The 16,891-nt window shown below is 47.0% G+C and carries 2 protein-coding genes; both read left to right on the forward strand.

The window, feature by feature from the left end:
• Nucleotides 1–4: 4 nt before the first annotated feature.
• Nucleotides 5–15,502 (forward strand): Spy0128 family protein, encoded by a 15,498-nt coding sequence (locus ACTNDI_RS06295; protein ID WP_441099976.1) that lies wholly within the window; start codon nucleotides 5–7, stop codon nucleotides 15,500–15,502.
• A gap of 323 nt (nucleotides 15,503–15,825) precedes the next feature.
• Entirely contained in the window at nucleotides 15,826–16,761 is a 936-nt protein-coding gene (locus tag ACTNDI_RS06300) for a Fic family protein (RefSeq protein WP_441099978.1), read from the forward strand.
• The last annotated feature ends 130 nt before the right edge of the window (nucleotides 16,762–16,891 follow it).

Genomic DNA, 16,891 nt, shown 5'->3' on the forward strand with positions numbered 1-16,891 from the left:
CTTTATGAACAGGAAAAGACAAGAAGAAAATTTACGAAAGAAATTTAACCGCATCGTTTCGCTGATTTGTGCGGTTGTTCTGCTGTTCGGCTCGGTCCAGATAGCGTCGCCTGTAACAGCCTTCGCAGATCAGAATTCCGAGGCTGCGGCACAGTCAGATACGCAGGTTGAGTCAGTGGATGAATCGCAGAAAGACGCGCAGGATGATACGAATCCTGTATCAGATGCTTCCGCACAAAATGAAATACAGACAGAGACTCAAAGTGTTTCGCAGGTTCCTGCGGAAGATCAGACGGAAGCAGCATTGTCTGAGGCAGGAATACAGTTTACAAAGGATGTTGCTTCGCTGAACTGGGATGAGATTCAAAAGACCCGTGAGGATAAGTTCGAAGCTGATTCTGCGCTTATTCACAATTCTGAAGATGCAGAGGCACAGAGTGCGGCAGAGAGTGCGGACAGCAACATGAAGCAGGTTCAGGACAAGCTGACTGCACTCCAAAATACGTATCAGGCTTTATCTGACACAGACCGTGCAGATGAATCTGTGCAGAATGCGGAAGAGACGCTGAATAGCATTACCGAAAAACTTAGTACGTTTGAAAAGGAGTATTTCAAGAAACGGGTTAAGGCTTTTTCAAAATCTGAGGAGAATGCAAACTCGGAAGCCGATAAGGACTCCGCATCGTATCAGGCTGATCTTAATAGCCTGAAGGCTATCTACGAGACATTATCAGATGAGCAGAAAGAAGACAACGATGTAAAAAGCGCATATAAAATATTGCAGGGATTCCTGGGTGACGAGGCAGCTGTTTCCGATCAGAAGACAGAAACGACTTCTGAAGGTGAGAAAACCGAAGAGCCGGCAGCGGAAAAAGCGAAGTCGGCAGCTCTTGCAATGAAAGCACCCGCTCCCGCTTCGGATCAAAGCATTACGGGTTCCATTTACTGGGAAGATGACCTGGCCAAAAACGTTCTTTTTGACACGGTCAATGATACGGACTTTTTCCAGTTCAAGGTTACAGTGACAAAGGCAGATGGAACAACGAAAGAGTATACGACCTCTCTTTCCAGCCAGGACTGTCATGCATCTGTCGATTTTGATTATAATTTTACAATCACAGGAATTTCACTTGAAGACACAGATAAGGTATCGGTTACATGTGTTCCGAATTCGTCGATCAGTGGCTATGGATTTAACTCGACAGAAACCACATCTACGGTGAAAGACGGAAAATGGGATGCGGGCAAGCTGACGCTGAGCATCGATGAAGTTTCGGTAACAGTCAATGATGTTGCCCTGGGAGACACAGGAAATACACTGTATAATAACGGATCCTGTACGATGGATGATGGACACGGGCACAAATATTACAGGAATATCGCCTTCTGGGGGTATGGAAAACCGAATCCGTTGAGAATGCCAAAGGGAGCATCGTTCGCAATCAACGCTGAACGGGATGGGTATATTCTTTCTACCCTGTCTTCCTCTGAAATTACGCGGACGGATAAAGGGACCAATAAGGGCTCTGTGCCAGATACAACAATAGAAAATAACGTTTCTTATGATTTCGTCTGGGTAAAGAAGGCAGCCGATGAGGAATCGACCTTCACCAAGACTTGGCTGGACGATGGGACGGATACAGCAACCCATGAGAATACCCCGAACCTTGTGAAGCTTCAGTATAAGGTTGACAGTGATGGCGGTGAATGGAAAGATGTCAGCGAATCGGCTTTAAAGGTTCCGTCAGGTTCAATCGCGAAGACTCCAAAAGCAAATGGCAATCAGAGCGTCTATACATTCAGCTATACAGGACTGCCGGAATATCTGGCAGTAAAGGATGACAATGGTAACTACACGGAGCAGAAGATATCTTATCGAATTGATGAGAGTCGTGTTCCGTCTGGTTACAGCAAGGAGAACAAGGGGCAAAACCTTGTCAACACGAAGGAATATACGCTGCAGGCCACGATCAATTGGAAGGATTCCAATAACGCGGAAGGTGTAAGACCAGCTGCAGATGAGATCCAGAAACTCATACAAGTTTGTAATGGAGAAAACTCAACTCAAGAACCTGTTTCAGTAGGCCTAAATAATATCGTCGTTACTGACAATAAGGATGGAACGTATACCGTCTCTGTTCATGGTCTGCCATCCTATAACGGTTCCATGGACAGCCCGAACACCTACTATATCAAGGCGTTTGATATTAAGGAGGCGTCTTCTGGTCAGAATGTTCAATATTCAACGGTGATTTCCAATAAATCCGGCGTTCACGAGAACAGCCTGGATGCCTGGAACGGCGCAACGATCACCTGTACCATATCCAAGAAGATGGATTTTTCAGCGAAGAAGATATGGGAGGATCTCTTCCCGACTCTGCGTCCGAAGGCACAGCTTGGACTGTACCGGTATACCTCGAACCCACAGAACATGGAGCTGGTGTCTGTAACAGCTACGCCAAATGAAGGGATTGAAGGAAAAAATGATTACCCGGTTAGATTTCAGAATCTGGATGCCTATGACAAAAACGGAAACCAGTATACTTACGTTGTAAAGGAGACTATTCCTGCGTCGGATAATGGAAATTATAAGGCAATTTATCAGGATGCTACTGGAAAGGAAAGCGCAGTTGGCTGCCCGAATGGTGGTATAATTCTGAATAAAAATGTAAAAAATACAACCAGCATTTATGTCAGGAAACATTGGGTTGCCAAAGGTACAACCTTAAAAGTCGCAGGCTATACCGTGCGTGTCGGACTGAAACGATACACGAATAATAATCCGGAAAACGCAGAAATTGTAAAAGATGTCAACGGGAATCCGGTTGTGAAAAATATCTCCGGATTTGCTGATTATAATGATCTGACTTCAGGCACGACCTTCAGTGATCTGCCGATGACCGACAAAGACGGCAACTTCTACACCTATGTGCCGTACGAAGTCAGCGAAAGCAGCTATATCGCCACAGGAGCTGAGGATGGTACGCTGGATCAAGGAGATGCCTTTACCATCAAGGACAGCAACGGTGAATATGACACGTATCAGGTCACAAATGTTACTTCCGCGGATTGCTCCAGACCAATGAAAACAACCAGAGTCGCGGAGATCACGAATACGCTGGGCGGCACGATCCGGTTTGTATTGAGCAAAAAGTGGGCTGTTGCGCCGAATAAATCTTCGGTTCAGTATGCGATTCACCGTGTGGATCCGTATGGAAAAGAAGAGGTTCTGGATCATGACGGTAAAACATGGGTTGCCCTGGCAAACGCAAAAGAGATTTATACGGGTGAGCTGAAGGGCGCCGCAGACAAGAGAGACTGGGGCACCACGGATACAAACATTGTTCTGCCACTGTATGATGAGAATTCGTCTCGTTATACCTATTTTGTCGACGAGGTGAATGATAAATCCCGCCATTACTTTGACTATACTCTTACGAAGGATGATACCGGCAGGGCAGACCTCGTTGAATCCGTTGCGATGACGAACAACAATGCCAACGCTAGCGGCGATGGCCAGAACATGGATGTGGATCTTTATAAGACCTGGGTCGACGGCGGTGATACTTCCACGCGCCGTCCGGTGGTGATCAAGGTCTTCCGCAAAGATAAAGCCGGAAAGATAGACCGTCCGGCAGAATGGGATAAGGAGAATATTGGCGTCTACACGCTCTCTGCCGATAATGGTTGGCATGTCACCAACCTGTTTGGCTTCAGTGAAAAACAGTTGACAACCTATTTCGGCAGCGAAAAGAATGGGGTAAGAACCCTTACTGACGAAAATGGAAACACACGCACATTTGACAACCTTCTTCAGAACGATATTGTTTACCGCGAGGTGAAGGTCGGAGATACGGATGTTCTTGAAGGCGAAAACTGCAGCTATGACAGCTATACCACCAGGCTGAGCGCTGGAAACGGTATTGAGGTCACACAGAAATATAAGGTTACCTACACCGGCAAGAACGACAGCGAAGTGAAGAACGTCAAGCAGGGCAGTGTTGTCTACGAGATCAATTCGAAATGGTATGACGGCCACTACCTGAAGGGACGCCCGGATGTAACCTTCAACATTACCCGAGACGGAAATCCTTATGCGACTTGCGTGGTGACTGTAGACGATGATGGCAAGGTCTCGACGAAGGTCACCATCGACGGGAAGGATGCCGTAGAAGAGAAAGATTATACCTTTAAGCTTGGGCAGGGCGAAAGTTTCAATGATTATACGCTTACCTTCGATAATTTCCCGCTGTATAACGTGGATGCGGGGACAAGGTATGAGTATGCCTGCACGGAAAGTCTGCCTTCTGAGAGCGGCTACATCAATAACAGCCCGCTTGATCCCGGATTCCCGAGGACAACAACTGGTGCTGCCGGCAAAAATAAGGAGAACCTGAAGATCACGACAAGCTTCAGAAACCGTCGCGTGGACCAGTCTGAGAAGATTTCCTACACAAAGATCTGGAAGGATAACAGCAACAGCGAAAACATCCGTCCGGAGGTCACGCTGAACCTGGCAGCCAGGGTGAAGAGTGCAAGTCAGATTCAGAAGGCAGGTGGAGAGGAGGACAAGCTTGACCTGATCCCGATTTCCGGCGATACCTACACGGAAGCCGTATCCGGAAAAACGAATACTTATAGATATACCTTTGCACAGAGTATGCCGAAGTATGTCACGAAGGATCTGGTCAATGCCTCGAACGATGCGCTGACAGATGACGATATCGGTGCCGAGGTTACCTATTATGCTTCCGAGACGATGACCGGTGACGGTGCGGACAAATATAAGGAGAAAGACACGCCGGCAGATGGAACCACAGCCGTTACATCCGGAGAGAAGACCTACCTCGCAAACGGCTCTACTTTCACCAATACCATGCATGCGACGATGGTGGCCAGCGGCACGAAGGTATTCAGCAGCGTACCGTATGACATGGAAAGAGATCCGATTGTCATGCCGAAAAACGGTTCCATCATCTTTAAGCTGACGCAGAACGGACAGCCGTATCTGGTTGACGGAAAGCAGCAGGCGACGGCGGAGCTGGAGGTAAAGGGCAGCTCCTTCACCTTCACATTCAAGGATCATGCCGGCAAGACCCTGCGGCTTCCGAAGTATGACGAAGAGGGCGATCCATATACCTACAGCGTAACAGAGTCCTTCCCGGATGATGCGGCGACTTCGTTTGATCAGGTCTTTGAGATGACACATGTCTCCAGAGATCTTCAGGTGACGAACAAGTACATTGCAAAGAGACGCAACATTCAGGTGACCAAGACCTTCGATACGACAGGCTGGACGGAAGATGAGAAAAAGGCAGGACGATATCCGGATGTCGAGTTCACGCTTTACCGGGTGAAGCCTGGAGACACATATACAAAAGCTGACAGCCAGAAACTGAAGACAACGACGATATCCGGGACTCAGTTCGAGGCCGGCAAAGGTACTGCTACCATCACCTTTGATAACCTCTATGATCTGACACCGAGTGGGCAGCGCTTTGCTTACTATGTGGTTGAAAAACCGATCAATGGATATACCACAAGCTGTTCTATAGGAAGTTCTGACACAAGTGATACAGGCTCGGAATGGGAACAGACGGATACGGCTGCTATGCAGAGCAAGGATGGGAATAAGGTTTACGATCAAGTCACCTTTAAAAATGACTATCAAGAAGAAAACTTCATCACCATCGGCGCGAACAAGACGTGGTCTCCAGAAAATATCCTTACTTCACTGAAAAGTACGGTGAAAAACAGCGAACTTACGTTCCATGTAGATGGATATGTCAATGCCTCAGGAAACAATGTTGATAACGTAAGCTACGCGCAGGGAACCGACTTTAAGATCAAATGGGATAATGCGAAGGATGATAGTGGGTTTACCATTTATGATAATGATGGAAATCCGATGAAGTTCCGTCGCTACACGTCCCAGGGTGAGCCATATCTGTATCGCATTACGGAAGATACCAGCACGCCTATCTGGAAAGTAGGGGGCGCATTGGAGAACTTCAACTGTGCAACCGGCGGACATTATGTTCAGGCTTGGTCCAGCGCTGCTTCTCAGGAGAATTCACTGAATCTTGGCACGATCCAGAATGTTTATGGCCGTACATCTCTGGTTGTCACCAAGCAGTGGGGCGATAACGCGAATAAGAATGATATGCGTCCGAGAAGCATCACAGTTAAGCTGCAGTACAGTACAGACAGTAAGCAGTGGTATGATGTAAACGCTAATTTTTTGCGAAGAAGTACATACGATGTGGGCTGTGACACCGGCAGAGGAGAAATCACAGAAAATGAGCCAGGTGGTGTCACATACACATTAAAGGAGGGAGTACAGGACCAGAACAAAGCATGGACAAACTGTCTGACATTCATTAATCTGCCGCTGTATGAGAAGGGTGAGATGTGTTACTACAGGGTCGTTGAAACCGCCATCGGCGAAGATGCCATGGATAATAATGTCGCGGCTTCATATAAATATGATGAAGACAGTTCAACAGATCATTATTATCCAGACAGTAATGTAACGATCTCTACAGTTCGCAACAATCTTCTTCCGGCATCTGTGAGTGTCCAGAAAATATGGAAAGATGAGGACAATAAATATCTCGCACGTCCGGACAGCCTGACCTTATATCTGCAGAGAAGAATCAAGGATGGAACATGGCAATATGTTAAACACACATCACACGACTCGCTATATACCGTTACTATCACAGCTGCAGACAACTGGTTGCACAATGAGCCAGATACACTTCCGAGACAAGATGCAAATGGCAAGCAGTATACCTATCGTTTTACGGAAAAGGCAGAAGGAGCAGATGGAACAGAGGACAATGTCAGCGGTGTTACAGTACATGCAGATAATGGAAATATCTCCTATACCGGTACGGAGACAACAGAATCGATTGGCGGCGACTATCGATCAAATACAGTCATCACCAATACACTGGATCCGAATTCTGAACAGAATTCAACTTCTCTGACGGTTAAAAAGAATTGGTTTTCGGATGATGGTAAGACAACTGTTAAGTTCCAGATTGAGTATCAGGACCTGACGACAAAGAATAAATGGACACCGTTCAAGAATGAGATAATAACCCTGGATACGGATAATAATTGGGAAGCAACTATCAGTAATCTACCGAAACGAGGGAAGGATGGTTCCGAACGTTATTATAGAGCCGTAGAGCTTGACAGGGACGGAAATGCTATAGACTTGACGGATAATGGAACGGCTGTTTCTTCGACAGATGGAGTTCGGGACTTCAATCTTTCTACAGGCATGTTCCGGGCAGTGTATAAATTTTCTAACGATAATAAAGGGATAACGGAAACGGTTACAAACATCAAACGTACCACCGTCAATGTAACCAAAAAGTTCCAGGACGGCGCTAACCGTGAGGCTTACAGACCGGACGAACTGACGATTTCCTGCGTATCGGGCAATAAAGATGCGGATAAACATACCCGGACAGATAGCAATAATAATGATCCGACATCCTCGACGAAAACTATCAGCTCGGAGGAAGACGAGTACTCGTACAGCTTTATCGTTGACCAGTATGATAGCAATAGAAATAAGCTGGCCTACAAGATTTCAGAGGGGGAATTTACAAACAAGGACAAATACAAAGAAAATTATAATTTTTCAAAAACGGAGAATGCAGCAACGGTAAGTCTTTCTTCGAATAATGCGGATAATGCGGATAATGCGGAATCCGTTGAAGCTGATAATGTCGTGATCACCAATAAACATGACATCTCCGTATTTGATCTGACGTTGGAGAAGACTTGGAATGATTTTAACAACTTCTACAACGAACGTCCGAACAATATCACGGTAACGCTTCAGTACAGCACGGACGGAAGCAACTGGAATCCGGTCAAGAGACCAACCAGTGTTGAGAATAAGGATTACGCGAAAGCCTACGCGGAGGACGTGACGGCCGGTTATTCGACCGATGCAGCTGGAAAGACGCTGGATGTAAACACTACTGATGGATCTGTCAATGCGGCTGCTGCTACCTGGCATAACCTTCCGGTATATGCACGAGTAAAAGACCAGCGGGGGGCTCTGCAATATCGTCGGGTGGCTCTGCAATATCGTGTACTAGAGAGCAAGGTTCTCGATTACAACAATGATGGGACGAAAGCCACTTCGGCTGTTACCGGGACCGATGAAAAAGGTGTTGTCAAGAACTCTACCGTGTCTCTTGAAAACACCCTCAACACGACTTCAGTTACGGTAACGAAGAAGTGGGTGGATGACAACAACTTCAACGGACAGCGCCAGAACATTGAGGTTCAGCTGTATCAGAACGGAACTGCAATAAAGGATGAGGTTCTGTATCAGGAAAAAGCGCTGATTGAACTGAAGACGAGTGGTACGACTGCTGAAACGTCTACTTATACGTTCCAGAACCTTCCGAGACAGGATGCTCTGGGGAGAAACTATACATACACGGTAGATGAAATGAACGTTCCAAGCGGTTACACGAAGTATGTAAGCGGGACGACCATCACGAACAGGCTGACCCCGGTAACAGCTTCCATCAGCGTAACCAAGGATTTTGGGAATAATGACTGGAAGGCGAAGGCTCCGAATGGATTCAGCTTTACGCTGCAAGCGGGCAATTACTACAAACTTGGGGAGAAAGTTGCCAGTACTGCAGTTAAGGTTCCAATGCCTGGTAGAACAACCGCAATTGCAACGCAGGAGAATCCGACTGCTAATTTTGGAGAAATACAATATACTCATATTGGCGAATATCATTACACACTGACCGAGAACAACGGAGGTGTGGACGGTGTTGCCTATGACTGGGATGACAGTAATAATTTACAGCGGACGCACAGCGTTATAGTGACAGTAAGCCCGAACAGCGATAATACGCTGGCAGCTTCTGTGAAATATGATGGTCAAGATAGTCTTATTGTGAAGAATACTTTCAATCCTGTTCAAGCCAACATCAAAGTGACGAAGAAGTTTGCTGACTGGTCGAAGGCACAAAAGGGATTTACCTTTACATTAACGGCAGGAAGCAACACGGCCGGAAAGAGCGCGGATGGGCAGGATATTGTCACTCCGATGCCGGCGGGTGCTGTTAATGGAGCTGTTTTAAGGACAGCAACGTCTGAACAGAGGACGGTAGATTTTGGCAGTATCAACTACGAGAAGACCGGTACATACACCTATACGGTTCAGGAAACTGCAGGCGACGAGGATGGCATCACCTACGATGCGACACCTTACAAAGTTGAGGTTGTTGTAACAAAGGCTGAAAACGCCTCCAACAAGCTTAGCGCGGCAGTAAAGTATTACGGGAAGGACGGGGAGGAACTAAATGATGGCCTTACTGTGACCAATACCTTTACTTCGACCATTGGCGAACTGAAGGTTCAGAAGAACTTCAACGACTGGACAAAGGCAGGCAGCTTTACATTTGACCTGACACCGGTAGAGAATGCACCGATGCCGGCAGATACAAAGGATGGAAAGAAGTCTGTAACTGTAACAAATGGTTCGGCAGCAGGCTTTGGCAACATTACGTTTGAGAAGGCAGGTACCTATACCTACCATATTACTGAGGAAAGGGGTACGGCGTCCGGTGTTCAGTATGACACTCAGACGCACAAGGCAGTTGTAAAAGTAGAGAAGGATACAAAGAATAATAAGCTTTTTGTCACTGGAATCACATATGACGATGAGACAAAGGATGCGCTTGTAATTACCAATACATTTAAATCGGTTCAGGCTCACATTGCGGTCACCAAGGTCTTCAATGGCTGGACGGATTCGGCGTATGGCAATTACTTTGACAATACAAAGTTTACGTTCAACATCTCGCCAGTGACAGAAGGCGCTCCGCTTCCAGCAGAAGACGGAAAGAATGTTCAGACTGCAGAAGCAAGCAAGACGACACAGACGGCGGCATTCAAACCGATCACATTTGTGCAGGAAGGGACCTATACTTACAACATAACCGAGAAGAACGATCACAAGGACGGCATCAGCTACGATGGAAACACGCATACGGTGACGGTTCAAGTATCAAAGGACAGTAATAATAATGCGCTGAAAGTTACATCAATCAAGTACGATGCTACGAATAGCGATGCGACAAACGACGATACGCATAACAGTCTGACGATCACCAACACCTATACACCGGCTGTGACTACTGCTCCAATTCAGGTAACCAAGAGCTTCAGCGACTGGACCAGAACGGAAAAGGGCTTTACCTTTACGCTGACGGCAAAAGACAACAATGCAGGAAACGGTGAGGATGGACAGGCCATTGCCACACCGATGCCAGCCGAAGCAGATGGAAAGAGTTCGATGACAGCAAAAGCTGAAAATGCAAAAAACGCAACTGCTGTCTTCGGAACGATCACCTATAAGAAGGCTGGCAGGTATAATTACACGATTACAGAGGAAAATGGCGGCGAAGACGGAATTACCTATGATACAGCGGACAATGATTCAACGAAGGCCAAGGAACATCAGGTTATCGTTGAGGTAACGAAGGATTCAACGAAGGATTCAGAAACAAATGCTCTAACAGCGGAAGTCACCTACGATGGCCAGAAGAGCCTGACAATCACCAATGCAGTTGACTCTGAAACGGCGCACATCCAGGTCAAGAAAGACTTCAACGACTGGAACCATTCAGCGAGCAATTTTACGTTTACACTGAAGGCGGAGAATTATTGCAAACCTGGTGAAACGGAGCCGAGTAATGATCTGGCGGTTCCGATGCCGGAAGGCGCAAAAGACGGAGCCATTTCCGGAACAGCAACTTCTGGTGCACCGAATGTAGATTTCGGCGCCATCACGTACAAGAAGGCAGGAACGTATCACTACACAATTACTGAAAGAAATGATGGTAAGGACGGCGTAAGCTACGACACAACAAAGCACAAGGTAACCGTAACAGTGACCAAAGGGACAGACCGGAAGAATGCACTGACCGCGGATGTGAAATATGACAACATTCAGGACAGTCTGACCATTCAGAATACATTCACAGCAACAAAGGCAGATATCGGTCTTACCAAGAGCTTCACGAATCCGGAGACGAAGGAAAACTGGCCGGTAGATACGAGCTTCACGTTCGATCTTAAGGCGGATTCGAACACAGCAGGTGTTGCGAAGAATCCGATGCCGGAGGTTACAGCACTCACGGCAACAAAGGATCAGCCGGAAGTAAGCTTTGGCGATATCACCTTCAGCAAGGCCGGAACGTATTACTATACGGTGACGGAACGCAACGGCCAGGTTGACGGGGTCAGCTATGACGCTGCTCGACACACGGTGGCGGTAGTTGTCTCGAAAGATTCGAACAACAATGCGCTGTCTGCAAAAGTTTACTATGATGTAACAAAGAATGATGAGGGGACAGTACCGAAGGATGCCAAGACATCTCTTACCATCAGCAACACCTACACGCCGCTGAAACAGACGCTGAAGGTGAAGAAATCCTTCAACGGATGGAATGACTGGGATCTTTTCAATGATGACAAGTTTACATTCACGCTGACACCGGTATCAGCGGGTGCACCGATGCCGGCAGGAGAAAACGGCGACAAGGCAACGGCTTCAAAGAAGTCCCCGGAGGCAGTCTTTGGTGAGATTACCTACACGAAGGCAGGAACCTACGAGTATCAGATCACAGAGAGAAATGATCATCTGGATGGTGTTTCCTACGATACGACAAGTCATAACGTACTGGTTTCTGTAACGCCGGAGAATAATACAAATACACTAAGCGCGGTTGTGAAGTATGACGGCAAGACTTCTCTTACCATAACGAATACCTTCATTCCGGTGCACCAGAGACTCAGTGTCTCCAAGGATTTCAACGACTGGACGAAGGCGAAGGGATTTACCTTTGACCTGGCGGCAAAGGATAACGCTCCGGTACCTGCGGATGGAACGACTGTAGAAATCAGCAGAGACAGCGAGAAGGATGCAAACGGCAGACCGACCGCCGCATTCGGTAACATTGAGTTCGACAGAGCAGGTACTTACACGTATACGATTACCGAACAAAATGGCGGCGAGGATGGTGTCGATTACACCGAGAACAGCAAGGATAAGAAACCGGCAGCGCATGAAGTGAAAGTTGTCATTGAAAAAGATAAGGATACGAATCAGCTCTCGGTAAAGTCCGTGGACAGCCTGACGGTGAAGAATACGTATACTCCAGTGACCGCTCACGCAGAGGTTACAAAGGACTTCAATGATTGGTCGAAAGCGGACAGCTTTACCTTCGAAATTGCAGCTGAAGGCAATACGGCAAAAGACGCAGATGGTAATCTGGTTGTCAATCCGATGCCGAAGAATAAAGATGGAAGAGAGGTGACAGAACAGAGCGTAACGGAGAAAAAACAGACAGCAGTCTTCGATGATATGACCTTCGAGTACGCAGGTGTTTACAACTATGTAATTACAGAGAAGAACGACGGCAGGGATGGCGTAAGCTATGACAGCAACAAGCATAAGGTAACCGTGACCGTAAAGAAAGCATCTGATGCAACGAACAAACTGACAGCGACGGTTACCTATGAGGCGGCGGACAAGAATGACACCGTACCGGAAGACAAGAGTTCACTTATTATTCAGAACACCTTTACTCCGGTAAAGATTGCGGCGGATGGAATCCACAAGAACTTCAATGGATGGACAGATTCTGAGAAGTATGGAGATTTCTTCGACAAAGCTTCGTTCGATTTTGTGCTGAAACCTGTTACGAAGGACGCACCGATGCCGGAAACTGTGAAAGCAGACACATCGAAGGCGGATGCTTCGAAAGACAATACTCCGGTAACAGAGGCGATTATAACAGCGACGAAGGAGAATCCTTCACCGGCATTCCCGGAGATGACCTTTGACAGAGCCGAAACTTATGAGTATACACTTCAGGAAGTAAACGGCGGACTGGATGGCGTCGACTACGATACCGACAGCACAGGAAATCCGAAGGTTCACAAGGTGGTTGTTACTGTGACCAAGACAGATGACGAGACAAACGCGCTCTCCGCTTCGATCACCTACGATGGGCAGAAAAATTTGGAGATCACGAATACCTTCACTCCGGCAGACCCGCCGCTGCATGTGACAAAGAACTTCAATGACTGGAGTAAGGCCGACAGCTTCACCTTCCGGATAAAGGCTATTACAGAGGGTGCGCCGATGCCGACGAATCTGACCGCAAAGGCAACAGAGAAGGAAAGAACGGCTTCGTTTAAGAACATCGAATTCTGGGAAGTAGGCAAAGGCACTTATGAGTATGAAATTACAGAAGTTAATGATGGAATCGATGGCATCGCCTATGACACAAATGCGCATAAGGCTGTTATAAAGGTTACTAAGTCAAACGATGCGACAAACAGGCTGAGCTCAGAGGTTCTGTTTGACGGCGTAAAGGTGGCAGAGGATGACAAGACAGGTCTTATGATCACGAATACATTTACCCCTGTTTACCAGAGCCTCAGTGTCTCCAAGGATTTCAACGACTGGACGAAGGCAAAGAGTTTTATCTTTAACCTGGCGGCAAAGGATAACGCTCCGATGCCGGCGGATGGAACGACTGTAGAAATCAGCAGCGACAGTGAGAAGGATGAAAACGGCAGACCGACCGCCACATTCGGTAAGATTGAGTTCGACAAAGCAGGTACTTACACGTATACGATTACCGAACAAAATGGCGGCGAGGATGGTGTCGATTACACCGAGAACAGCAAGTATCAGAAACCGGCAGCTCATGAAGTGAAAGTTGTAATTGAAAAAGATAAGGATACGAATCAGCTCTCGGTAAAGTCCGTGGACAGCCTGACGGTGAAGAATACGTATACTCCAGTGACCGCTCACGCAGAGGTTACAAAGGACTTCAATGACTGGTCGAAAGCGGACAGCTTTACCTTCGAAATTGCAGCTGACGGCAATACGGCAAAAGACATAGATGGTAATCCGGTTGTAAATCCGATGCCGAAGAATAAAGATGGAAGAGAGGTGACAGAACAGAGCGTAACGGAGAAAAAACAGACAGCAGTCTTCGATGATATGACCTTCGAGTACGCAGGTGTTTACAATTATGTAATTACAGAGAAGAACGACGGCAGGGATGGCGTAAGCTATGACAGCAACAAGCATAAGGTAACCGTGACCGTAAAGAAAGCATCTGATGCAACGAACAAACTGACAGCGACGGTTACCTATGAGGCGGCGGACAAGAATGACACCGTACCGGAAGACAAGAGTTCACTTACTATTCAGAACACCTTTACTCCGGTAAGGATTGCGGCTGATGGAATTCACAAGAACTTCAATGGATGGACAGATTCTGCAAAGTACGGAGATTTCTTCGACAAAGCTTCGTTCGATTTTGTGCTGAAACCTGTTACGAAGGACGCACCGATGCCGGAAACTGCAAAATCAGACACATCGAAGGCGGATGCTTCGAAAGACAATACTTCGGTAACAGAGGCGGTTATAACAGCGACGAAAGAGAATCCTTCACCGGCATTCCCGGAGATGACCTTTGACAGAGCCGGAACTTATGAATATACACTTCAGGAAGTAAACGGCGGCCTGGATGGCGTCGACTATGATACCAACAGCACAGGAAATCCGAAGGTTCACAAGGTGGTTGTTACTGTGACCAAGACAGATGACAAGACAAACGCGCTCTCCGCTTCGATCACCTACGATGGGCAGAAAAATTTGGAGATCACGAATACATTCACTTCTGCAAAAGCTGTGCTCAAGGTTACCAAGGATTTCAATGACTGGAGCAAGGCTTCCGGATTTAAGTTCGACTTGAAGGCAGAGGGAGATTCCCCGATGCCGGAGGATGAAGCCGGAGCTGTAGCAGAAGCAACGCAAGATCATAGAACAGCTGAGTTTGGTGAAATTCAATTTGATAAGGCAGGAACATACCGCTATACCATCACGGAGGAAAACGGCGGAATCAGTCATATCACCTACGATTCCACAAGTCACGAGGTAGAGGTAACGGTAATCAAAGACGAGACGACGAATGCGCTTTCTGTTGCGTCAGTGAAGTATGACGGCGCAGACAGCCTTACGATCAAGAATACGTATTCCAAACCCGAAACAAATGAAACACCGAACAACAAGCCAACGCCGGGCGATAAACCGAAACCAAACGATAAACCGAAACCAAACGATAAACCGGACGATCACTCGACGACGAATCATAATTCAACGCCGAACGATAATTCGTCATCAGACAATAATTCGATACCAAATAATAATTCGGCACCGAATAATACAGCAACGCCGAACAATAATCCAACGTCAAATACAAGTACAGCACCGGTGATTCATTCGGTTTCAACAAGCAATAGTAAGCCCGTTCAGAGTGGCGACAATACGCCGATGGCCGGATGGGTACTCATGTTGATTACATCGATGAGTCTTGGACTTCTGGCATTTGAAAAGAAGAGACATAATAAGAATAACAACTGAATAGCCTGAGAACTTGACTCTGAATGTAATTGAAATGCCGTCGCCCGGTTTCGGGCGGCGGCATTTCTTTTATCTGCAGCCAGATATTGTTTTTTTACTATAGCTTATCATCCTTGCATCCATTTCACCGGCCTTGCTTGTGAGTGATGATATGGCGCGAAGGCCATATGCCATATAATAGGAAGCACACGGATTACGTACAGTGCAGGCAGAATAGTGGCCGATGCTTTACTTTTGGAACATCGAACGGCCAGAAAACTTTACTAATATTCCGGGATCATGCTAAAATAAGTAAAGCATTTAAAAGGAGGTTCGAATTTCCGGTGTTCAATTATGATGGACTGAACCGAAAACTGAAAGAGAAGGGAGTTACAAAAACTGATCTGAGAGCGCGCATCGGTCTCTCCAGCCGGACGATTGCAAAGATCGGGAAGGGGGAGAAACTTTCAGGGAGAACCCTGCAGAGAATTGCGGATTATCTCCGATGTGATTCGGCAGAACTTATGCGGGAGGTTTCTGATAACATCATTCTTCAGACACTCAGGGATGAGAAAGAGGCGAAGATTTCCGGCGGTCTCTACCACGAGCTTCAGGTTCGCATGACTTATAACTCCAACCATATCGAGGGCAGCAGGCTGACGGAAGATCAGACAAGGCTGATTTTCGAGACGAATACGATTGATGCGGGTGAAGGCGTACTTGTGGATGATATTATGGAAACCATACATCACTTTCGGGCAATTAATTATGTGATTGATCATTCAGAGGAAAAACTGACAGAGGAGATTATCCGACAACTGCATTATATTCTGAAATATGATACAAGGGACGCCGCGCTGAACTGGTTTGCTGTCGGGGATTACAAGAAACGCCCCAATATGGTCGGAGGACACGAGACGGCAAGACCGGAGGAGGTGCATAAACGGATCAGCGATCTTCTTCACCGTTATAACGGAATCGAACAGGTAAGGCGGGTAACGATGGATGACATAATTGCCTTCCATGCGGAGTTTGAATACATTCACCCGTTTCAGGACGGGAACGGAAGAGTTGGAAGACTTGTGGCATTAAAAGAGTGCCTTCGTTACAACATTGTGCCATTTCTCATTGAGAACAGCAAAAAAGCTTTCTACTATCGCGGCTTGGCGAACTGGAAACAGGAAAAAGGATGGTTGACAGACACTTGCCTTGACGGTCAGGATACTTTCAAGGCTCTGCTGGAGACGCTCGGAATCCCCTGCGGCAAAACAGAGCAATAGCGACCTGTCGTGCAGCTCATCGTGACGCAGCTCATTGTCGCGCAGCCTATTAACGCGCATCTCATCGTGGCACAGGCCATCGTGGTACAGCTCATTGTCGCGCAGCTTATTAACGCGCATCTCATCGTGG

The sequence above is a fragment of the Bilifractor sp. HCP3S3_D3 genome, assembly GCF_052063915.1.
GTDB lineage: Bacteria > Bacillota > Clostridia > Lachnospirales > Lachnospiraceae > Bilifractor.